The organism is Pseudomonas sp. NBRC 111127 (assembly GCF_001320345.1).
In the GTDB taxonomy this organism is placed as follows: Bacteria; Pseudomonadota; Gammaproteobacteria; order Pseudomonadales; family Pseudomonadaceae; genus Aquipseudomonas; species Aquipseudomonas juntendi.
The window spans coordinates 1-22853 of the sequence record NZ_BCBD01000027.1 but is presented as its reverse complement, the minus strand read 5'-3'; the positions used below and the strand labels follow the sequence as shown (position 1 = coordinate 22853).

General features: G+C 64.6%; 16 protein-coding genes and 1 pseudogene. 3 read left to right on the top strand and 14 right to left on the bottom strand.

What is annotated here, in order from left to right; genetic code table 11:
• Nucleotides 1-14 precede the first annotated feature (14 nt).
• Complete coding sequence (gene dtd, locus APH30_RS07630; protein WP_009684267.1) at nt 15-452, bottom strand: D-aminoacyl-tRNA deacylase; 438 nt, start codon at nt 450-452, stop codon at nt 15-17.
• Complete coding sequence (pip, locus tag APH30_RS07625) at nt 449-1420, bottom strand: prolyl aminopeptidase (protein ID WP_029885408.1); 972 nt, start codon at nt 1418-1420, stop codon at nt 449-451. Before pip ends, dtd begins: the two co-directional genes overlap by 4 nt.
• Before the next feature lie 148 nt (nt 1421-1568).
• On the opposite strand from pip, the gene APH30_RS07620 reads away from it, so the two are divergent.
• Entirely contained in the window at nt 1569-7022 is a 5454-nt protein-coding gene (locus APH30_RS07620; RefSeq protein ID WP_082416120.1) for a dermonecrotic toxin domain-containing protein, read from the top strand.
• A gap of 28 nt (nt 7023-7050) precedes the next feature.
• Here the strand turns inward: APH30_RS07620 and hutG are convergent, their stop codons facing one another.
• The 7 genes from hutG to hutC form a co-directional block, all read right to left on the bottom strand.
• The gene (gene hutG, locus APH30_RS07615) at nt 7051-7854 is read right to left on the bottom strand and encodes an N-formylglutamate deformylase (protein ID WP_054912120.1); all 804 of its coding nucleotides are present in this window, start codon (nt 7852-7854) and stop codon (nt 7051-7053) included.
• Nucleotides 7855-7864: 10 nt separating this feature from the next.
• Nucleotides 7865-9070, bottom strand: a complete 1206-nt coding sequence (gene hutI / locus APH30_RS07610; RefSeq protein ID WP_054912119.1) for an imidazolonepropionase — start codon at nt 9068-9070, stop codon at nt 7865-7867.
• Between the two features lie 15 nt (nt 9071-9085).
• On the bottom strand, nt 9086-10489 hold the full coding sequence (locus tag APH30_RS07605; protein ID WP_054912118.1) for an amino acid permease: 1404 nt from the start codon (nt 10487-10489) through the stop codon (nt 9086-9088).
• A gap of 135 nt (nt 10490-10624) precedes the next feature.
• A complete protein-coding gene (hutH, locus tag APH30_RS07600; protein WP_029885413.1) occupies nt 10625-12157 on the bottom strand; it encodes a histidine ammonia-lyase in 1533 nt (510 codons plus the stop codon).
• A 105-nt stretch (nt 12158-12262) separates the two neighbouring features.
• On the bottom strand, nt 12263-13936 hold the full coding sequence (hutU, locus tag APH30_RS07595; protein ID WP_054881715.1) for a urocanate hydratase: 1674 nt from the start codon (nt 13934-13936) through the stop codon (nt 12263-12265).
• Between the two features lie 227 nt (nt 13937-14163).
• Nucleotides 14164-14736, bottom strand: a complete 573-nt coding sequence (locus APH30_RS07590) for a HutD family protein (protein WP_054912117.1) — start codon at nt 14734-14736, stop codon at nt 14164-14166.
• A complete protein-coding gene (gene hutC / locus APH30_RS07585; protein WP_177333714.1) occupies nt 14733-15443 on the bottom strand; it encodes a histidine utilization repressor in 711 nt (236 codons plus the stop codon). The genes APH30_RS07590 and hutC overlap by 4 nt, the downstream gene beginning before the upstream one ends.
• 144 nt (nt 15444-15587) lie before the next feature.
• Between hutC and APH30_RS07580 the strand changes: the two genes are divergently transcribed.
• A complete protein-coding gene (locus APH30_RS07580) occupies nt 15588-16952 on the top strand; it encodes a formimidoylglutamate deiminase (RefSeq protein WP_054912115.1) in 1365 nt (454 codons plus the stop codon).
• Between the two features lie 230 nt (nt 16953-17182).
• On the opposite strand, the gene APH30_RS07575 is transcribed toward APH30_RS07580, so the two are convergent.
• From APH30_RS07575 to APH30_RS07555, 5 genes are all read right to left on the bottom strand, one after another.
• The gene (locus tag APH30_RS07575; RefSeq protein ID WP_029887409.1) at nt 17183-17755 is read right to left on the bottom strand and encodes a lipocalin family protein; all 573 of its coding nucleotides are present in this window, start codon (nt 17753-17755) and stop codon (nt 17183-17185) included.
• Nucleotides 17752-18006 (bottom strand): outer membrane protein assembly factor BamE, encoded by a 255-nt coding sequence (gene bamE, locus APH30_RS07570; RefSeq protein WP_009681214.1) that lies wholly within the window; start codon nt 18004-18006, stop codon nt 17752-17754. Before bamE ends, APH30_RS07575 begins: the two co-directional genes overlap by 4 nt.
• A 227-nt stretch (nt 18007-18233) precedes the next feature.
• Entirely contained in the window at nt 18234-18830 is a 597-nt protein-coding gene (locus APH30_RS07565) for a DUF924 family protein (RefSeq protein ID WP_054912114.1), read from the bottom strand.
• A 3-nt stretch (nt 18831-18833) separates the two neighbouring features.
• Nucleotides 18834-19844 (bottom strand): class 1 fructose-bisphosphatase, encoded by a 1011-nt coding sequence (locus tag APH30_RS07560; RefSeq protein WP_009681216.1) that lies wholly within the window; start codon nt 19842-19844, stop codon nt 18834-18836.
• Between the two features lie 192 nt (nt 19845-20036).
• The gene (locus APH30_RS07555; protein WP_054912113.1) at nt 20037-22487 is read right to left on the bottom strand and encodes a glycogen/starch/alpha-glucan phosphorylase; all 2451 of its coding nucleotides are present in this window, start codon (nt 22485-22487) and stop codon (nt 20037-20039) included.
• Between the two features lie 186 nt (nt 22488-22673).
• On the opposite strand from APH30_RS07555, the pseudogene APH30_RS07550 reads away from it, so the two are divergent.
• Nucleotides 22674-22853, top strand: a pseudogene (locus APH30_RS07550) (YkgJ family cysteine cluster protein); the annotation flags it as partial.

The following is a 22853-nucleotide window of genomic DNA, read 5'->3' as shown; positions in this document are numbered from 1 at the left end:
GGGGTTTATTGACCTCAAATTTGTAACATAAATGTCACGGGGCCATCATTTACCAAGTGCACCTGCATGTCTGCGCCAAATCGGCCGCTGGCCACAGGGGCGTATTGGCTGTTGGCCTGCTGCAAAAGATAGTCGAACAATTCGGCCCCGAGCGCCGGCGGCGCAGCCGTCGAGAAGCTCGGGCGCAGGCCGTTGCGGGTGTCTGCCGCCAAGGTGAACTGCGACACCAGCAGCAAGCCGCCGCCAACATCCTTGAGCGACTTGTTCATCTTGCCCTGCTCGTCGCTGAATACCCGGTAGTTCAACAGCTTGTGCAAAAGCTTATCGGCGTGCTCGCGGGAATCTTCAGGCTCTACGGCAACCAGCACCAGCAACCCCTGGTCGATGGCACCCACCACCTCGCCCGCAACTTCTACCCGCGCCCCACGCACCCGTTGCAGCAGGCCCCTCATGCTTCTTCCAGCGGCAGGTCGAGCAAGCGGCGTGCCATTTGGTCGGCGGCACGGACCAGTGCATCGGTAATGCCAGGCTCGGAGGCCGCATGGCCAGCGTCACGGATCACCTTCAGCTCGCTGTTCGGCCAGGCCTGGTGCAGGGCCCAGGCGTTGTCCAGCGGGCAGATCACATCGTAGCGGCCGTGCACGATCACTGCCGGCAAATGGGCGATTTTCGGCAGGTCGCGGATCAGCTGGTCCGGCTCGAGGAACGCGTTATTCATGAAGAAGTGACATTCGATACGGGCAATCGACAGGGCCCGCTGCGGCTCGGAGAAGCGGTCGACCACCAGCGGATTGGGGCGCAGGGTGGCGGTGCGACCTTCCCAGGTGGACCAGGCCTTGGCGGCGTGCATCTGGGCGATCTGGTCATTGCCGGTAAGGCGCTTGTGGAAGGCCGCCACCAGGTCTCCACGCTCCTGCGCGGGGATCGGCGCAATGTAGTCCTGCCAGTAGTCGGGGAACAGGCGACTGGCGCCCTCCTGGTAGAACCACTGGATTTCCTGGGGCCGGCACAGGAATATGCCGCGCAGGATCAGGCCATGCACCCGCTCGGGGTGGGTCTGGGCGTACGCCAGGGCCAGGGTGGAGCCCCACGAGCCACCGAACAGCACCCATTTATCGATACCCAGGTGCTCGCGGATACGCTCCATGTCCTCGACCAGGTGCCAGGTGGTGTTGTTCTCCAGGCTGGCATGGGGCGTGGAGCGGCCACAGCCGCGCTGGTCGAAGGTGATGATGCGATACAGGTTGGGGTCAAAATAGCAGCGGCTCTGGGCGTCGCAACCAGCGCCAGGGCCACCGTGGATGAACACCACGGGCAAACCTTCCGGCGAGCCGCTTTCGTCGACATACAACACATGCGGCGCTTCCACGGCCAGATCGTGCCGGGCGTAGGGTTTGATCTGCGGGTAGAGGGTCTGCATCGCGCACTCCGTGTGAGGATATATTCGGCCGTTGGCCATCATAAACCTGAATTGCGCTTAGAGCATGTACCTAAGCGAGATCATCTTATGTGCAGGGCGCAGGCGAGCCTCCCTAGCATCGGGGAACACCCTCGAAGTGAGACTCCCCATGATCGACTCCACCAAACCTGCAGCCTGCGAGCCCGACTTCTACCACCAGTTGGTCAGCAGCAAGCTACCCGCCTGGGTGGTCGACGCCCGGCCAGAGCAGCGCCGCCAGCTGCGCCAGGCGGCCAGCCAGCGCGACCCCAGGCTGGAACGCGCATGCCTGGCACACCCAACGGTGGCCAAGGCCTTGGTGCAAACCTATGGCCAACATGTGCAAGCCGAGGCCAACCTGAGTGCCCTCCTGGCAACCCTGCCGGACCTGCAGCGCTATGCCACCGAGCTGCTGTCCACCGCGCTCAGCCAGCGCTTGGGCACCACACTCGATGTCGAGCGTACCTACCTGATGAACCTGAACAGGGCGGCCGCCCTTACCGAGGCGCTCTCCAGCCCTGGCGGCGATCCTTTCGTCACTTCGTCCCGCGCGCTGAAGCTGGCAACCCAACCCCTGCTGCACTGTGCCTTGCAGAACTTCGAGGCCTTCGAGGCCCAGCCCGACGGCTTGCGCGCCGGCGGCCACGCCTCGGCCATTCTCGACAGCAACGACGTTGGCCTGGCCTCCCAGGCGGTGCCACTGCCCATCGTCGCGGAAGCGTTCGCGGCCCTGGCACGCGAGCTGGATATCGGCGGCAAGTATCAACGGTTGCTCGACGCGCTCGACCCACCGGGCGAGCAGCCCAACGCGCCGGCCATTGCCAGCGTGTTCAAGGCTGCCGAGCGCTCCACATTCGAGTTGCAGGTTCACCACGCCTGCCTGCTGGGCCGGATCGACACGGCCCTCCATGCAACCTTGCTCAAGCTCGCCACTGAGCCAAAGGTTGAACACGATGGCCGCCCGGTCCTGTGTGCGGGCATCGAGTTGCTGCATGTTCCGCTGACCGGGGCCATGGCGATTGGCCTCGACGCACGCCGGCCGGTGGGCGCCGGCCGATTCCCACCAGGGCCGGTGTACCCGTATGCGGGCTGGGTGGTGCTTTACCTGCCCGGCATGCCCGAGCCGTTGACCCAGCACGCCAGCAGGGCCGATGCCGAAGCGTTCCTGCGTGAACAGCTGCCTGCCTTCCGCCGCCCGGAATGCCAGCGCCTGCTACCCGATCGGCACAAGCGCCACTTTCTGGAGCGCATCGCCAACGCGCAGGTGCGTCTGCACGTGCAGCCCTTCACCCGCCCGTGCCTGGACGAGCTGGCCTGCCAGCGGCAGAAGCGGCTGAGGGATGACGGGCTGTTCCATGCGGTGCCGACAGCCATGCAAAACGGCAAGACTGCGCAACGCCACCTTGACTACTTCAAGGCCCTGGCCTTCGTCAGCCTGAACGTTGCCGCCCTGTTCATCCCCCCGCTCGGCGCCGCGATGCTTGGGGTAACGGCCCTGCAGCTGGCCAATGAAACGTTCGAGGGCATCGACAGCTGGCTTGACGGTGATCGTCAGCAGGCATTCGACTACTTGATGGACGTGATCGACAACGTCGCCATCATGGCCGCGCTCGCGGCAGCCGGCGGGGGGCAGGCTACGCCGGTGGTCGAGCGGATCCCCGTGGAGACGCCCTCATTCATCGAAGAACTGCAGCCGATCGACCTGGCCGACGGCGGGCAACGCCTGTGGCACGCGGACCTTGCCCCCTTCGCCCACGACAGGGTATTGCCGGGAGGGCTGGAGGCAGACGAATCCGGCCTGCTGCACTATGGCGGCAAAACCTGGCTGCCCGTGGAAAACCGGGTTTACTCGGTGACCCGCGCTGCGACGGGTTACCGCCTTGAACACCCGACCCGCCCGGCAGGTTACCAGGCCAAAGCGCTGCACAATGGTGCAGGGGCATGGTTGCTGGAGTCCGAGCAGCCACAAAGCTGGGACGGCGCACGCCTGCTGCGCCGCCTGGGGCACCTGAGCGGGTCTTTCGATGAAGCGACCTTGCAGCGGATCCTGCACGTCTGCGATATCCACGAAGACACGCTGCGCCACTGCCTGGCCCACAACCGGCGGCTGCCCGCACTGCTGGAAGACACCCTGCAGCGGTTCAAGCTGGATGCCCACATCCGCCAGTTGCCAGACCAAAGCGCCTGGCCTGCAGCGTTCACCACGGCGTACGCGCGCATCGCTAGCCCCCTGCCGGCCAACGGCGAGGTGATCCGCCGGGTCTACCCCAGCCTGCCAGCGCCGATCATCGATGAGCTGGTGCGCAACGCTAGTGCCATTGACCTGCAAGCCCTTGGTGCCGGCAAGGTGCCCCTGCACCTGGCCGAGGAAATTCGCGCCTACCAACAACACGTGCGCCTTGCCCGGGCTTATGAGGGCCTGTACCTGGCCGGCGCGCAAAGCTGGGACAGCGACCGGCTGATCATGCAAACCCTGCCCCGCCTGCCGGGCTGGCCCGCAGACACGCGGCTGCGCCTGTTGCAGCGCAGTCACTGGCCCGACCAGGACCATGCCATCGGCGCGCAGGGCAGCAGCCCCTGGGCGACCATCACCCACTCGCCAGCCGGCTACATCGTTCACGCGCAGGGCGAGCCCGGGGCGGTGGTGCGTCGCTACCCGCACCTCTTCAGCGCGCTGCATGCAGCCTTGCCCGACGCCATGCAAGGCCTGGGCGTCACCAGCGGCGAGGCCCTTCAGCACCTGCTGCAACAGAGCCCGCTGTTACCCCGCCCGGCCTTGCGCGATGCGTTGGGCATGCAACCGCCCCGGCCCGACTATCGCTCGCCGATGCGCCTTGCCGATGGCCGCGTTGGCTACCGTTTGAGCAGCGGTGATGACCAAAGCCAGGGCAGCATGCGCCAGCACCTGCTGAGCACGCTGAGGGCCACCGGCATTCCGGAACGCACCGGCAGGCCGGCCGAACAGGTGCTGATGTCGCTTGCCGCCAACGGCCGCAGCCGGCTGCAGATCCTCGAATACCTGACCACGCTGATGGAGCAACGCAACGCCTTGCAACGCAGCCTGGACGACTGGAGCGAAGCCATTTCACCGGCCTCCGACCAGGCGGCCCGCACCTATGACACCCTGCGTGAAGCGATCATGCAGCACTGGTACGACACCGCCCTGGAGGATGATGCCGCGCTCGGTGCCGAGCTGCGCGTGCAAGGCGTACCGCTGACCGACATCCCGCTGACCCTGCCCGATTTCTTCTACCGCCGCGTGCGCAGCCTGCACCTGCTCGACCTGCCAAGCGGCACCCTGGCAGGTTGGGGCCAGAGCGAGCGGCTGATGCAACGCTTGCTGCGGCTGATGCCCGGGCTGGAAGCACTGGAAATCAGCAGGCCGTACAACCCCAGGGCAACCCCCTCGCTACTGCTGCCCAGCGTGCCGACCATTGCCTCGACCCTGCCGAACCTGCGCAGGCTGGCCATGACCAACCAGAACCTGGCGTTCAGCAACAGCCACCTTGGCGAGCTGGCAGGCCATGCACGGCTTGCCCATCTGGACCTCAGTGGCAACCGGCTGCAGCAAGGCATCGACAGGGCCAGCTTCCACTGGTTTACCCTGGATTACCTGGGCTTGAACCGGATGCAACTGAGCCAATGGCCCACCGGTATCGACAGCGAAACCCTGAGCCGTATCGGGCACCTGTCGTTACAGGACAACAACCTGACGTCACTGCCCGCGTTCCTGCTGGGGGAAACGCCGCTGCAACGCGCGCCGGTGATTTCGCTGCAAGGCAACCCCATCAATGAAACGCACCTGCAACGCCTGCTGCTGAACGGACGCCCGGAAACCGCCCAGGTCACCGTGGATCAGCCCCCGGCGCTGAACCAACGGCTGGAACGCCTCCGCAGCGAGCGGCAACTCATGCGCGATGCGATCGATGGCTGGGTCCATGCCTCGAGTTCGAGCAACCCGTTGACCCAGGCGGCCCTGACCGACCGGCAGCGTATGGCAGCAGCGATAAACGCATTCTGGGAGCGCCAGGAGCAGGGCCAGCAATACCTTCGCCTGCAACTGGAGGACGTTGCCATCGAACACTTCCCGCGCCGCCTCCCGGCGTTCTTCGGCGAGCGTGTGCATGCAATGACCCTGACCCGCCTCAGTGGCACCTCAGCACAACTCAGCGAACTGCTTGCCCGCTTTCCGAATATCACCCGCCTGACCATCGATGCTCACCAAAGTGCTACGCCTGCACTGGCATCGGCCTTGCCACGCCTGCCGCGCCTGACCTACCTGGAGTTTCGCAACATGGGCCTGGAGGTCGACCAGGCCATGCTGGAAACCTTTGCCGAGCTTGAGCACCTGACCTCGCTCGACCTGTCTGGCAACCGGGTCGGCAGCATCACCCAGGTGCCCGCACGGTTGTCCGCCAACCTGACGTCCCTCGAACTGACCAACATGAACCTGCACGCGTGGCCAGACTGGTGCGACGCGCTGCTACCCCTGGAGTTGCTGGACCTCAGCTCGAACAACATCACCCAACTGCCCGAGCACATCCTCTCCAACCTGAACAACGCCATGCCGATTTCGTCGATTTCGTTGTTCGACAACCCCTTGCCCGACGCCACCATCCTGCGCGTGCGGGCCTACTCGGATAGCCAGCGCAGTTACTCGTTCGCCCTGGACATTCCAGACAACCTGATGCTGGTCAACTCGTCCAGTGAAGGCTCGCTCGACCATCCGCACTTCCCGTTGCAGGGCGACGACACCCCCAGGCTCGAAGACTGGCTGCTGGGTGACGAGGCTCAGAACGAAGCCTTGCGCAGCTGCTGGCAACAGCTGGAGGGCAGCGACCTGTTGCGGCTAGCAGGCCGTTTGCACAACGCCGCGCCGTTCGTCGACCCCACCACCCGGGGCGACTTCTGTGCGCGGGTGCGCCTGATGCTGGTGGCTGCCGCAGCCAACCAGGATGAACGGCCGATCATGGAAAGCATTGCCGCAGCGGCGCTGCCCGACCCTGAAACGGGGTCGCAGACGTGCCACGACGGCGCACTTCAGGAGTTCAACAACATCGAACTGTACCTCATGGCCAACCGCCTGCTGATCGACGCTGGCGATACCCTGCACAGCCTTCACCAGCGCCTGTTACGGCTGTTCCGCGTGGACCAGCTGGAAAAGCTTGCCGCCACGCGCACCGGTTCGGGCGACCTGGTCTCGGTGCGCCTGGCTTACCGTCGCGAGCTGGCCAGGGAGCTGGACCTGCCGATCGCCGACAGCATGCGTTTTCGCGGGGCCGCAAACCTGGCCCGAGGCGAGCTGTCGCGGGTACTGGAGAGCGTGCGCCAGAGCGAACACAGTGAAGTGTTCATCGATTACCTGCTGGCCAATACCGGCTGGACCCAGCGCCTGCGCGGCGAACATGCGCCTCGCTTCGCGCAGATAGAGGCCCGTTACCGCCAGCGGGTACTGGAGCTGTCCAGCAGCGGGCACCCGCTGCACGAGGAAGTGGCTCTGCAGCAGGGCCTTTGGGAGGACAAGCACCAGGAAGAACTGGCGCTTCTGCGCGAACTCACCCTCACCTTCGTGGGTAACAGCTGAGCAAACCCACGCGACGGCGCGCCGCTCATTACTTGCCGTAATGCTCCCGGCCCCACGCCAATGCGGCCTGGAGCAACGCCTTCAACACCTCGCGCGTCGGCTGGGCGCGGTCTTCGCGGTAGGTAAACGGCTCCTGCTCTTCCATGTAGGTGCTTTGCGCCAGCTCCAGCTGTACGGCATGGATGTCATGCGCCGGGTCGCCGTAATGCCGGGTGATGTGGCCGCCTTTGAAGCGCCCGTTAAGCACATGGCTGTAACCCTCGGCTTGGCTGCACACCTGCACCAGCCGCTCAGCCAGGCCCGGGTCGCAACTGGCGCCATTGAACGTGCCCAGGTTGAAGTCCGGCAGCCTGCCATCGAACAGGTGCGGGATCAGCGAACGAATCGAGTGGGCATCCCACAGCAGCGCGTAGCCGTGGGTTTCCCGCAGGCGCGCCAGCTCATTGCGGATCGTTTGGTGATAAGGCTGCCAGATCGTCGCCAGGCAGGCCTTGCGCGCTTCGGCAGTGGGCTCCAGCCCCTGCTTGAACAAAGGCTCGCCATCGAACAGCGTGGCCGGATACAAGCCAGTTGTAGCACCGGCATACAACGGTTTGTCGTCAGCCGGGCGGTTCAAGTCGATGACGAACCGCGAATACTGCGCGGCGACCACGCTGGCCCCCAGTTCCCGGGCAAAGTCGTAGAGACGTGGTATGTGCCAATCCGTGTCGGGCAGGCTGCGCGCTTGGTCGACCAGGCCCTGGTCCACGGCCGGCGTGAGCTTGAGGCCGGCGTGGGGCATGCTGATCAGCAACGGCAAATGCCCTTGGTGGAAACTCAATACCTTGTCCATCTAGCCTCCCTCAATTGGTAATTTCATGGCCACTGCGCACCACGCGCTTGGGCAGGTCGCCGCCGAGCCAGTACGCCAGGTCGGCGGGGCGCTCGACCTGCCAGGCGACGAAGTCGGCCACCTTGCCAACTTCCAGCGAGCCGTGGCTGTCACCCAGGCCCAGCGCGGTGGCGGCATGCACCGTGACGCCGGCCAGGGCTTCTTCCGGCGTCATACGGAAGCACGTGCAGCCCATGTTCAGCATCAACCGCAGCGACAACCCGGGCGAGGTACCCGGGTTGAGGTCGCTGGCAAGGGCGATCTTCACGCCATGGCGGCGCAAGGCGTCCATCGGCGGCAGTTGGGTTTCGCGCAAAAAATAAAAAGCGCCCGGCAGCAGCACCGCGACCGTGCCCGCCTTGGCCATGGCGATGGCGTCTTCTTCAGTCATGAATTCCAGGTGGTCGGCCGACAGCGCCTGGTAACGCGCAGCCAGGCTGGAGCCGTGTAGCGAAGACAACTGTTCGGCGTGCAGCTTGACCGGCACCCCCAACGCCCGCGCCTCGATGAACACGCGCTCGACCTGGGCCGGGGTGAACGCCAGGTGCTCGCAGAAGGCGTCCACTGCGTCCACCAGGCCTTCGCCGACCAGGCTTGGCAGCAGTTCGTCGCAGATGTGCGTGATGTAGTCGTCCGCCCGGCCGGCGTATTCCGGTGGCAAGGCGTGGGCAGCCAGGCAGGTGGCCCGCACCGTCAGTGGCAGGGCATCCGCCAGCCGCCTGGCCACGCGCAGCATCTTGCGTTCGTTGGCCAGGTCCAGGCCGTAGCCGGACTTGACCTCGAGGGTTGTCACGCCGTCGCGCATCAAGGCTTGAACCCGCTGGAGCGCACTGGCGAACAGTTCATCCTCGCTGGCCGCACGGGTGGCCCGCACGGTGCTGGCAATGCCCCCGCCCTGGGCGGCGATTTCGGCATAGCTGACGCCTTGCAGGCGCTGTTCGAACTCGCCACTGCGGTTGCCACCGAATACCGCGTGGGTATGGCAGTCGATCAGCCCGGGGGTGACCCAGGCGCCGCCCAGGTCCACCGTGCGCCCGGCCTCGACCGGGCCCAGCCCGGCCCGCGGGCCGATCCATTCGATCAGCCCGGCGTGGGTGACGATGGCCGCATCTTCGATAAGCGAATAACGGCCTTCGGCCATGGTTGCCGCATGGCAGTGCTGCCAGAGGGTTCTCATGCACAATCTCCTGTACTAGCGGTGTAGCTCGGCCGGCTCTGCAACTGGCTGGCCCTGCCCTGCCCGCGGCTTGCACCACAGCAGGTAGGACGCCACCAGGAACACTACCCAGACCACCCCGACGATCAACGCCGCCTGGGTGTCCGGGAAGTAACCGAGCACGCCAAAGATGAACACCATGAAGGCAATGGCCATGGCCGGGCCATAGGGCCAGAACGGTACCGGGAACTTCAGCTGGGCGACCTCTTCACGGCGCAGGCTGCGGCGCATGGCCACCTGGGTAACCAGGATCATCAGCCAAACCCAGACGGTGGCGAAGGTGGCGATCGAGGCGATCAGCAGGAACACGTTCTCGGGGATAAGGTAGTTGAGCAGCACGCCGACCAGCAGTGCCGCCCCCATCACGACCACAGTCATCCACGGCACGCCGTGCCTGGACAACTTGCTGAAGCCGCGCGGCGCATGGCCTTGCTGGGCCAGGCCATACATCATGCGGCCGGCACCGAAGATGTCGCTGTTGATGGCCGAGATCGCCGCCGAGATCACCACCACGTTCAGCACCGCGGCCGCCGAACCGATACCCAGGTTGCTGAATATCTGCACGAACGGGCTGCCCTGGCTACCGATCTGCGGCCATGGGTACAGGCACATCAGCACGAACAAGGTGAGCACATAGAACAGCAGGATGCGCAGCGGCACCGCGTTGATCGCCTTGGGGATCACGCGCTGTGGGTCTTTGGCCTCACCGGCCGTGACACCGATGATCTCGATGCCGCCAAAGGCGAACATCACCACGGCGAACGAGGCGATCAGGCCACCGACGCCATTGGGCATGAAGCCGCCATGGTCGAACAGGTTGCTCACGCCAACGGCATGCCCGCTGCCCACCTGGCTGAAGCCGAAGGCCATGATGCCCAGGCCGGCCAGGATCATCGCCACGATGGCGCCGACCTTGAGCAACGACAGCCAGAACTCCATTTCGCCAAAGACCTTGACGTTGCACAGGTTCAGGCCGCCAATCAGGAACACGATGCCCAGCACCCAGATCCAGCGGGCGACCTCGGGGAACCAGAACCCCATGTAGATCCCGAAGGCGGTCACGTCGGCGATGGCGACGATGACCATCTCGAAGGCGTAGGTCCAGCCGAGGATGAAGCCGGCCATGGGGCCGAGGTAGGTGGTGGCGTAGTGGCCGAACGAGCCGGCCACCGGGTTGTGCACGGCCATTTCGCCGAGGGCGCGCATGACCATGAACACGGCGGCGCCGCCGATCAGGTAGGCCAGCAACACGGCCGGGCCGGCCATCTGGATGGCCGAGGCAGAGCCGTAGAACAGCCCGGTGCCGATGGCCGAACCGAGGGCCATGAAACGGATGTGGCGGGCGCTTAGCCCACGCTTGAGACCTTGAGCTTGTTGCATGTCACGTCCTTGAATTGTTTTTGTGGTCGTGAGGTCGAGAGGGGGCGGCCTTGCAGCCAGATCGCCGGAAAGCCAGCCCCCTCACTGTGGGAGCCGGCTTGCCGGCGAGTGGGCCGCATGGCGGCCCCAGGGGCATTACAGACTTGGCAGCACACCGGCCGGCAGCAAACCGGTCAGGCTCCCCTTGGCCAGCAGTTCCACGGCCTTCTCGATGTCTGGCGCAAAGAAACGGTCACGGTCGTAGTGCGGCACTTCGCTGCGCAGTGCCTGGCGCGCCTGCTCCAGCTTGGTGGACGTCTTCAGGCCTTTGCGCAGGTCGAGGCCCTGGCAGGCACCCAGCCATTCGATGGCCAGGACGCCTCGGGTATTCTCGGCCATTTCCCACAGGCGCTTGCCGGCAGCCGGGGCCATCGAAACGTGGTCTTCCTGGTTCGCCGAGGTGGGCAGGCTGTCGACGCTGTGCGGGTGGGACAGGGCCTTGTTCTCGCTGGCCAGCGCAGCAGCGGTCACCTGGGCAATCATGAAGCCGGAGTTGACCCCGCCGTTTTCCACCAGGAACGGCGGCAGCTGGGACATGTGCTTGTCCATCATCAGCGAAATGCGGCGCTCACTGAGCGAGCCGATTTCGGCGATGGCCAGGGCAATGTTGTCGGCGGCCATGGCCACCGGCTCGGCGTGGAAGTTGCCGCCGGAAATCACGTCCCCTTCGGCAGCGAACACCAGCGGGTTGTCGGATACGGCGTTGGCTTCGACCGCCAGCACTTCGGCGGCCTGGCGCAACTGGGTCAGGCACGCACCCATGACCTGCGGCTGGCAGCGCAACGAATACGGGTCCTGCACCTTGTCGCAGTTCTTGTGCGACAGCGACACTTCGCTGGCGTCGCCCAGCAGGTCGCGGAAGCACGCCGCGGTGTCGATCTGGCCGCGCTGGCCCCGCACTTCGTGGATACGCGCATCGAATGGCGAACGCGAACCGAGCGCGGCTTCGACGCTCAGGCCACCGCAGGCAATGGCGGCGGCGTACAGGTCTTCACCCTGGAACAGGCCGCGCAGGGCATAGGCGGTGGAAGCCTGCGTGCCGTTGAGCAGGGCCAGGCCCTCCTTGGCGGCCAGGGTCAATGGCTCGAGGCCGGCCACAGCCAGGGCTTCGGTCGCTGACAGCCACTGGCCCTTGTAGCGTGCCTTGCCTTCGCCCAGCAGCACCAGCGACATGTGCGCCAAGGGGGCGAGGTCACCGGAAGCCCCGACCGACCCTTTCAGCGGGATGTGCGGGTAGACTTCGGCATTGACCAGGGCGATCAGCGCGTCGATGACCTTGCGGCGAATGCCGGAGAACCCGCGGCTGAGGCTGTTGATCTTCAACACCATGATCAGCCGCACCAGGTCGTCATCCAGCGGCGCACCGACACCGGCAGCGTGGGACAGCACCAGCGAGCGTTGCAGGTTTTCCAGGTCGTGGCTGGCGATACGGGTCGACGCCAGCAGGCCAAAGCCGGTATTGATACCGTAGGCGGTGCGGTCTTCGGCAATGATCTGCTCAACGCAGGCCACACTGGCGTCAATGGCTGGCGCGGCGCTGGCATCCAGCTGCAAGCGCACGGGCGCGGCGTGAATGGCGCGCAGCTGGGCCAGGGTCAGGGTGCCTGGCTTGAGAGTGAATTCGGTCACGTTGCTACTCCAGTCGCTTGGAGCCACAGGCCCGTCTGTGGTGCCTGTGCGCTCCTTCTTGTTGTTCAGTATCACCCCTGGCGGGGTGCGAGCCAAAGCCGGGGGTCAGCCCGTAATCATCGGCAGATCCAGGCCCTGCTCCCTGGCGCAGTCGATGGCGATGTCGTAACCGGCATCGGCGTGGCGCATGACACCGGTCCCCGGGTCGTTGGTCAGCACGCGGGCGATACGCTCGGCGGCTTCATCGGTACCGTCGCAAACGATGACCATGCCCGAGTGCTGCGAGAAGCCCATGCCCACGCCGCCACCGTGGTGCAGCGAGACCCAGGTGGCGCCGCCTGCGGTATTGAGCAAGGCGTTGAGCAGCGGCCAGTCGGAGACAGCGTCCGAGCCGTCGCGCATGGCTTCGGTTTCGCGGTTGGGGCTGGCCACCGACCCGGAGTCCAGGTGGTCGCGGCCAATCACTACCGGCGCCGACAGCTCGCCGCTGCGGACCATTTCGTTGAACGCCAGGCCCAGCTTGGCACGCAGGCCCAGGCCAACCCAGCAGATACGCGCCGGCAAGCCCTGGAAGCTGATGCGCTCGCGGGCCATGTCCAGCCAGCGGTGCAGGTGGGCGTCGTCGGGGATCAGTTCCTTGACCTTGGCGTCGGTCTTGTAGATGTCGTCGGCCTCACCGGACAGCGCCGCCCAGCGGAACGGGCCAACGCCGCGGCAGAACAACGGGCGGATGTAAGCGGGTACGAAACCTGGGAAGTCGAAGGCGTTCGCTACGCCTTCTTCCTTGGCCATCTGGCGGATGTTGTTGCCGTAGTCGAACGTCGGGACACCCTGCTTCTGGAAGTCGAGCATGGCCTGCACGTGCACGGCCATCGACTGCTTGGCGGCCTTGACCACTGCCGCAGGTTCGGTCTGCGCGCGGTCGCGGTACTGTTCCCAGGTCCAGCCGGCGGGCAGGTAACCGTTGAGTGGGTCGTGGGCGCTGGTCTGGTCGGTGACCATGTCCGGGCGCACGCCGCGCTTGACCAGTTCGGGCAGGATTTCGGCGGCGTTGCCGTGCAGGGCGATGGAGATTGCCTGGCCTTCGGCGGTGTACCTGGCGATGCGTGCCAGGGCGTCGTCGAGGTCGGTGGCCTGCTCGTCGACGTAGCGGGTTTGCAGGCGGAAGTCGATGCGGCTCTGCTGGCATTCGATGTTCAGCGAGCAAGCCCCGGCCAGGGTCGCCGCCAGTGGCTGGGCACCGCCCATGCCGCCCAGGCCGGCGGTGAGTACCCACTTGCCTTTCAGGTTGCCGCCATAGTGCTGGCGACCGGCTTCGACGAAGGTTTCATAGGTGCCCTGGACGATGCCCTGGCTACCGATGTAGATCCAGCTGCCGGCGGTCATCTGGCCATACATGGCCAGGCCTTTGGCGTCCAGCTCGTTGAAGTGCTCCCAGCTGGCCCAGTGCGGCACCAGGTTGGAGTTGGCGATCAATACACGCGGGGCGTTGCTGTGGGTCTTGAACACCCCGACCGGCTTGCCCGATTGCACCAGCAGGGTTTCGTCGTCTTCCAGGCGGGTCAGGGTTTCGACGATCTTGTCGTAGCATGCCCAGTTGCGCGCGGCGCGGCCGATGCCCCCATAAACCACCAGCTCCTTCGGGTTCTCCGCGACCTGCGGGTCGAGGTTGTTCATCAGCATGCGCAGTGGCGCTTCGGTCAGCCAGCTTTTGGCGGTGAGCTTGTTGCCACGTGGGGCACGGATTTCAACGTCACGGTATTTATTGTTGTCGGTCACGGGAAGGGTCCTCTGCGGTCGAGCGCGGGCGGGTATGTCGTGGTCGATATACAAACACACCTTTACTTGTATGTACAAGCACGGACAACCAAAATAATCGTTGCTCCCTTTTGCGGCCCATCGCGACACAAGGCCGCTCCTACAGGGGGCCGCGGTAGTCAGTGCATGCGCGGTCGCTGTAGGAGCGGCCTTGTGTCGCGATGGGCTGCAAAGCAGCCCCGGCTATCTCAAGTTGGAATGAGTTCGATCAGGCAGCACCGCCCCTGCACATCCAGCTCCAGCAACGCTTCGTTGCCCTCCAGCCGCAGGCAGTCATACAACCCCAGCCGTTGCGCCTCACGCCCAGCCAAGGCCACCTCGACCTGATTACAGGCCGCAAACAGCAACACCGTCGACGCCGAGGTGTACATTCGCTGGGTACCGTCCAGCCACTGCAACCGCGCCTGGTAACGCTGCGGCGCATAGATCAGGTTGAAATCGCGAATCGCCCCGCCCAGCAACCTGCAACTGACCTGGCTCTCGCCACTGAAGGCAAATGCATCGCAGGCCAGCAATGGCCGGCTGGCCTGGCCGTCCACCACCAGGCGCATGCCGTCGCCCTGCAGCACAGTGATGATCCGCTGGTAACCGGCAAACGTGGAAAAGCCGCCCGAGTCCTCGATATCGGCGATCGACAGGCGCCAGCCGAAGCCGTCCAGGCCTTCGCCGCTGTCGCGGGTGATTTCTTCAGTGAAACCGCCACCGTTCTTCCATGGCATGCGCGGGTAATCCTGCGCGCGCAACACCTGCAACTGGCTCATTTGCTGAAACGCCCCTCCAGGCGATGACGGGATCCGGGGTGGATCAGCCGCGCGGCAGTCACCGGCTGGCGGCCCGACCAGGTGCGGCGCCGAATCAGCAGGCAAGGCTCGCCCCGCTCGATCTGCAACAGCCGGCATTCCTCCGGCTCGGCGAGGATCGCCTCGACCACGTGCTCGCCTTCGGTCAACGGCGCCACCTGGGACAGGTAGGCGTAGGGCGTCTTCCGGGTAAAATCCTGCTTGAGGTAGTCGGGGGCGATCGCCGCATTGACGTAACGGTCCTCGATCTGCACCGGCACGCCGTTCTCGAAATGCACGATCAGCGAATGAAACACCCGCTGGCCCTCGCGCATGTCCAGGGCCAGGGCGCGCTCGGAGCCGGCCGCTTCCTCGGTGAGGGTGATGACCTGACACGTATGCTTGTGGCCACGGGCGGCGATTTCGTCGGCGATGTTGTTCACCTCGAACAGCGCCGACCGACCTTTGGGCTCAGCCACGAAAGTGCCCACCCCTTGCATGCGCACCAGCAGGCCTTCGGCCGTGAGTTCACGCAGGGCGCGGTTGATGGTCATGCGACTGAAGCCGAGCTCGTTGACCAGCTCGCTCTCCGAGGGGACCCGGTGATGCGGCGGCCAACTGCCGTTGTCGATCTGCTGGACGATCATCTGTTTGACCCGCGCATACAGCGGCGCCGGGCCCTCGCCCATCTGGGCAACCAGCGCGGAGACAGGAGGTGTCGGCACGGCGTTGGATCCTTGTGCGAATGTAATGGGCGGTAGCTTGCCGCAGTTTACCCGGCAGGCAAACGCCTGTATATGTATATACAAGCTAACAATAACAGGATTCGCACCATGCCCGCCTACTTCGCCGAACGTGCCCTGCTGCCCAGCGGCTGGGCCCGCCATGTCCGCATCGAGGTCGCCGGCGATGGCTACGTGGCCAGTATCGAGCCTGGGGCTGCGCCCGAGGGGGCCGAACGGCTCGCCGGGCCCTTGCTGCCCGGCATGCCCAACCTGCACTCGCATGCCTTTCAGCGCGCCATGGCAGGGCTGGCCGAGGTTGCTGGCAACCCCAACGACAGCTTCTGGACCTGGCGCGACCTGATGTACCGGCTGGTCGGCCAGATCAGCCCAGAACAACTGCAGGTCATTGCCCGGCAGCTGTACATCGAGATGCTCAAGGCCGGCTACACCGCGGTAGCCGAGTTTCACTATGTGCACCATGACCAGGCCGGTAAGCCCTACGCCGACCCCGCCGAGTTATCCCGCCGCATCAGTGCGGCCGCCGCTGAAAGTGGTATCGGCCTGACCTTGTTGCCGGTGCTGTACAGCCATGCCGGGTTCGGCGGCCTGGCGCCGAACCACGGCCAGCGGCGCTTCATCAATACCACCGACCAATACCTGCAACTGCAGGCGCAGCTGGCCCCCGCGCTGGCCACACAGCCCGCGCAGCGCCTGGGCCTGTGCTTCCACTCGCTACGGGCGGTGGCGCCGGCGCAGCTCGCCGAAGTGCTGGCGGCCAGTGACACGCAAGCACCGGTGCATATCCATATCGCCGAGCAGCAGAAGGAAGTCGACGACTGCCTGGCCTGGAGCGGCCTGAGGCCCCTGCGGTGGCTGTATGAGCATGTCGACGTCGACCGGCGCTGGTGCCTGGTACACGCCACCCACGCAGCACCCGACGAAGTCTCAGCCATGGCCCGCAGCGGCGCGGTGGCAGGCCTGTGCCTGACCACTGAAGCCAACCTGGGCGACGGGATTTTCCCGGCCGTGGAGTTCCTGGCCCAGGGCGGGCGCATGGGCATTGGTTCAGACAGCCATGTATCGCTGAGCGTGGTCGAGGAATTACGCTGGCTGGAATATGGCCAGCGGCTGCGTGACCAGCGCCGCAACCGCCTGTATCGGGGTGATCAGCCAATGGTCGGGCGCACCCTGTATGACGCCGCGCTGGCGGGCGGCGCCCAAGCGCTGGGGCAGCCAATCGGCGCGCTGGCCGTGGGCAACCGTGCCGACTGGCTGGTGCTCGACGGGCAGGACCCTTACCTGGCGATGGCCCAGGGTGATGCCATCCTCAACCGCTGGCTGTTTGCCGGCGGCGATCGCCAGGTGCGCGATGTGATGGTGAATGGGCAGTGGGTAGTGCGCCAGGGGCGGCATGCACAGGAGGAACAAAGCCGGGTGGCCTTTGCCGAGGTGCTGCGGCAGTTGCTGGGGTAATGCAGGGCCATCACCAAGCTTGAGAACTGTGGAGTACCTGTGGGAGCGGGCGTGTCGAGGCGTCGAACCGCCGCGAACAATACACCGCGGTGGCTGGCACCGGCTACGCCGGTGTTCGCGGCGGTTCGACGCCTCGACACGCCCGCTCCCACAAGGCCCCTGCTAAATCAATAAGTTATGTAGTGTTCTATGAGAGATGGCTGCCGGCGATAAGGCCGGCAATGCTGCCATCAATGCATCTTGACGATCTGCTGGTCGGAAGCGCGCCAGATCAAGCGGCTGGTGTCATAGCCCTGCTGACGGGCCTTGGCCAGCAGGTTCTCGCGCTGCCAGGCCGGCAGGGTCGGCGTGCGTGACAGGATCCACAGGTACTTGCGGTCCGGGCTGCCGACGATAGCAGTGCGATAGTGTTCGTCAACGTACAGAATCCAGTATTCACCCCGCGCCACGCCCGGCACCAGCTTGGTGAACCAGTTATCGAACTCGACCCACAATTTATCGGTATGGCCCGGCTCCTGGATATTGGCATGCCCCTCGGCGCGCAACCATTCGTCACCCATGGTGCGGCAACGGTTGAGTACCCCGTAGCTGCCATCGGACTTGAGGTTGTAATGGGCCTCGGACTGTTCGCAGCCCTCCTGGAAGCGCATGGGCAAGCGTGCCAGCTCGTACCATTTGCCCTGGTAACGCTTGAGGTCTACGTTGCCGGCGGTTTTCGGCGCCAGCGGGTCATGCACAGAGCCTGCGCAACCGCCCAGCAGCACCGCCAGGCATACCGCCATCAGCAGGTACACACGCCTCATTTGAGGCCCTGCCCTGAGTACATCAACACTTTGTCAGCCGCATACTGCACGCTGATGAAGCTCTTCTCGTCCCCCCAGGTGCAGCTGCTCATGCCCAACGCGCCGGAACATTCGGTCGGCGTGCCGAGCAGCTGCTCGACCTCGGCCTTGCTCATACCGGCCTTGATCTTGGAATAGTTTTCCTGGTTGATCTTGCTGCAGGCAGTCAGCACGACGCACAGCGACAACAGGGCGAGGGAACGCAACGACATTGAAGGACACTCCTGGGAAGATGAGACAGGCGAGTGGCCTGCAGTGACCTTCGACGTGAAAATCCCTCCTTTGTTCCCTGCCCTGCCCCCTGTACCCCTACACCATTGGTCGGATGGCCACTACTGTGCGATTAATCACAAAGCATTAGTTAACGGCCAATAAAAAAGCCGCCCCTTGTAGGGGCGGCCTTGTGTGGCGATGGCCTGCGCAGCAGGGCCGTGCCATCTCAGAACCTGGACCCGGGCTCCAGCAGGAAGTCCATCTCTTCGCTGGTGCTCGGGCGATCCAGCACCAGGTTGCGGTGCGGGAAGCGACCGAACCGGGCGATCACCCGCTGGTGCTGCTCGGCGTAGTCGAGGAAGCCTTCGAACAACCGGCGGCTGGCCTCGGGCTGCTCAGCCAGCAGCACCTGAAACCGCTCGACGCACAGGTTTTGCCAATCCAGCACCTCGGCGTGCTCCAGCACCACCAGCACGAATACCCGCTGGATCGGCAGCAGCTGGTAGTCCCAGTACCTCTGCAGGCCCTGCATGGCCACCACCTGGGCACGCCGGTCGCCCTCGAAGGCGCGCGGCGTGTCGCGGTAGATCATGCGTGGCAGCTGGTCGAGCAACAGCAGCAGGCCCAACCAGCCCTGCGGGCTTTGCTGCCACTCGTCGAGCCCGCCGGCCAGGGCCTGCTCCACCAGTTCACCGAACTGCGCATGGGCCTCGGCATCGTGGTGCTTGCCGAACCACAGCGTGCTCTTCTCGTCAGCCACGGCCTGGGCACTGGTGCCCCAACCGAACCACCATTCCAGCAACGGCTGCCAAGGTGCGAGCATGACTTACTCCTTGTGGTAGGCGGTAACGCGCTCGACCTCTTCTTTCGAGCCAAGAATGACCGACACACGCTGGTGCAGGCTTTCTGGCTTGATGTCGAGGATGCGATCGTAACCATTGGTAGAGGCGCCACCGGCCTGTTCGATGATGAACGACATCGGGTTGGCTTCGTACATCAGGCGCAGCTTGCCCGGCTTGCTTGGCTCGCGGGCGTCACGTGGGTACATGAACAGGCCGCCACGGGTCAGGATGCGGTGCACGTCGGCCACCATCGAGGCGATCCAGCGCATGTTGTAGTTCTTTTTCAGCGGGCCGGTCTCGCCTGCCAGCAACTCGCCGACGTAGCGCTGGACCGGGGCTTCCCAGTGGCGCTGGTTGGACATGTTGATGGCGAACTCGGCGGTGGTTTCCGGCACGCGGATGTTCTCGTGGGTAAGCACGAAGCTGCCCAGTTCACGGTCCAGGGTGAAGCCCTTCACGCCGTTGCCCAGGGTGAGGATGAGCATGGTCTGCGGGCCGTAGATGGCGTAACCGGCAGCCACCTGCTGGGTGCCTGGCTGCAGGAAGGCGTTTTCGTTCAGGGTTTCGTTCTGGCTCAGGTACTCGTTAGGGCAACGCAGTACCGAGAAGATGGTGCCGACCGACACGTTGACGTCGATGTTCGACGAACCGTCCAGCGGGTCGAAGACCAGCAGGTAGGCGCCTTTGGGGTACTTGCCCGGAATCTGGTAGGCGTTGTCCATTTCTTCCGAGGCCATGCCGGCCAGGTGGCCGCCCCACTCGTTGGCCTCCAGCAGGATATCGTTGGAAATCACGTCCAGTTTCTTCTGGACTTCGCCCTGCACGTTTTCCGTGCCCATGCTGCCCAGCACACCGCCGAGGGCGCCCTTGGACACGTGATGGCTGATTTCCTTGCACGCACGCGCCACCACTTCGATCAGGAAGCGCAGATCGGCAGGGGTATTGTTGCTGCGGGTCTGCTCAATCAGATAGCGACTCAGGGTAACGCGGGACATGTATGGCTCCGAAAGGATGGGGGAGATGAAAAACCCCCGCAGTTTACAGGGAGAGTTGCAGGCTAGCGAGTGATGAGACTCGCCACGGCACTCTGACGGCACAATAGGTCGGTAGTTCAGCGTGTGCCAGGCCGGTGGTCGGCGCCCGCCTTCTTCACGAGCGAGCCCGTGAAGAAGGCGGTGCAGGCACCTTCAATCCAGCGCCTTCCAGATCTGCGTAGCATATTCGCGAATGGTCCGGTCCGACGAGAACCAGCCCATCCGCGCCGTGTTCAGCACCGCCATGCGCCACCATTGCTCCGGCGTGTGCCACAAGTCCTCGACGCGCTGCTGGGCATCCCAGTAGGCATCGAAATCGGCACATACCAGGAAGCGGTCATAGGCCACCAGCCCATCGATCAAGCCGGTGTAGCGCGAAGGGTCGTCCGGCGAGAACACACCGCTGCGAATCGCCTGCAGTACGTCGTTGAGGCGGTTGGACGCAGCGATTGCCGCCGTGGCGCCAAAATCACCCGCCCGCTTGCGCGCCTCGACCTGCTGGGCGGTCAGGCCGAATATGAACATGTTGTCGGCACCGACCTGCTCGCACATTTCCACGTTGGCCCCATCCAGGGTACCGATGGTCAGTGCGCCGTTCAGGCCGAACTTCATGTTGCTGGTACCCGAGGCTTCGTAACCGGCCGTGGAAATCTGCTCGGAGAGGTCCGCAGCCGGAATGATGCTCTCGGCCAGGCTGACGTTGTAGTTGGGCAGGAACACCACCTTCAACTGGCCACGCACGGTCGGGTCGTTGTTCACCACCCGGGCGATGTCGTTGGTCAGCTTGATGATCAGCTTGGCCTGGTGGTAGCTGGCCGCCGCCTTGCCGGCGAAAATCTTCACCCGCGGCACCCAATTGGTGCCAGGGTCGTTGCGCATGGCCTGGTACAGGGCCACGGTATGCAGCAGGTTGAGCAACTGGCGCTTGTACTCGTGAATACGCTTGACCTGCACGTCGAACAGCGCTTCGGGGTTGACCGTCACGCCAACGCGATCCTGGATGATGCTGGCCAGGGCACGCTTGCTGTGCAGGCGCTGAGCCGCGAACTGCCTGCGGAAACCCGCCTTGTCGGCGAACGGCACCAAACCGGCCAGGCGCCCCTCCGGGTCGTCCTTGAGCTCCGGCCCCAGCGCCTCCACCAGCATGTCGGTGAGTTGCGGGTTGGACTGGTACAACCAGCGGCGGAAGGTAATGCCGTTGGTCTTGTTGTTGATACGCTGCGGATACAACTTGTGCAGTTCGGCGAACACCGTGCTCTTCATCAGCTGGCTGTGCAACGCCGAAACGCCGTTGACGCTGTGCGAGCCGAGGAATGCCAGGTTGCCCATGCGAACTCGGCGGCCGTTGTCTTCCTCGATCAGCGACACCGCCCGCAGCACGTCGAAGTCGTGCAGGCCTTTGGCACGCAGGCTGTCGATATGGTACGCGTTGATCAGGTAGATGATCTGCATGTGCCGCGGCAGCATGCGCTCCATCAACGCCACCGGCCAGGTTTCCAGCGCTTCGGGCAACAGGGTGTGGTTGGTGTAGGCCAAGGTGCCGACGGTCAGCTCCCAGGCCTTGTCCCATGGGATTTCGTGCTGGTCCACCAGCAAGCGCATCAGCTCCGCCACGGCAATGGACGGGTGCGTGTCGTTGAGCTGGATGGCGGCCGCATCGGGCAGGTTGAGCAGCGAGGCATGCTGGTTCAGGTGGCGGCGCAGCAAGTCCTGCAGTGACGCCGATACGAAGAAATACTCCTGGCGCAGACGCAGTTCCTGCCCGGCCTCGGTACTGTCCGCCGGGTACAGCACCCGCGAAATGCTCTCGGCACGTGCCACCTCGGCCACTGCGCCCAGGTGGTCACCGGCGTTGAAACGCTCCAGGTGCAGCTCTTCCAGCGCCCGTGCCCGCCACAGGCGCAGGGTGTTGACGCTCGAACCCCGCCAGCCGACCACCGGCGTGTCGTACGCTACCGCACGCACGGTCTCGCCAGGTGACCACACCTGGCGTTGGCTGCCATGGTTGTCGTGCACCGTTTCGACGCTACCGCCAAAGCTGATCGGGTAGATCACTTCGGCACGCTCGAACTCCCACGGGTTGCCGAAGTCCAGCCAGTTCTCGGTCTGCTCCTGCTGCCAACCATCGACCAGTGCCTGGCGGAACAAGCCATGCTCGTAGCGGATACCGTAGCCATGGGCGGCAATGCCCAGGGTCGACATGCTTTCCATGAAGCAGGCGGCCAGACGCCCCAGGCCACCGTTGCCCAGTGCGGCATCGGGCTCCAGCAGGCGGATGCGCTCCAGGTCCACGTCCAGGTCTTGCAGGGCCTCTCGGGCGATGTCCAGCAAGCCCAGATTGCTCAGGCTGTCGTAGAGCAGGCGGCCAATCAGAAACTCCAGGGAAAGGTAGTAGACCCGTTTCTGGCTACGCCGGTAGGCCTGGCGGGTGTGGTCCATCCAGTGGTCGACCATGTGATCGCGCGCGGCCAGGGCGATGGCTTCGAACCAGTCATGGTCGAAGGCGTGCTCCGGGTCCTTGCCAACCGCATAGGTCAGCTTGTTCAGTACGGCAGCGCGAAAATCCGCGACTTCGGCGTCACGAGCTTCAGGTTCCTGGGACATGGGGCATCCTCGGGCAAGTTGACGAAAGCGGAGGGAGAGTGTTCAGACTAGACCCTTCGACAGGGAGAGACAGTTACGGTTCGCAGTTTTCATGCCGACTTGGTGATTCCGGCAAAAGGTTGTTCATAAATTGAACAATTCCGGTATCATCGCGCGCCCCAAGACCGTGATCCGCCCCTTATAAAGATGAAAACGACCCTGATCGCCGCAGCCGAAGTCGACCGCCTGGAGACCTGGCAGCGCTACACCAGCAACATGTGCCATGGCTGCCATTCGACCTGCTGCACCCTGCCGGTGGAGGTGAAGATCAAGGATCTGATCCGCATCGGCGTAGTCGACGAATTCGAGAAAGACGAACCGCCGAAG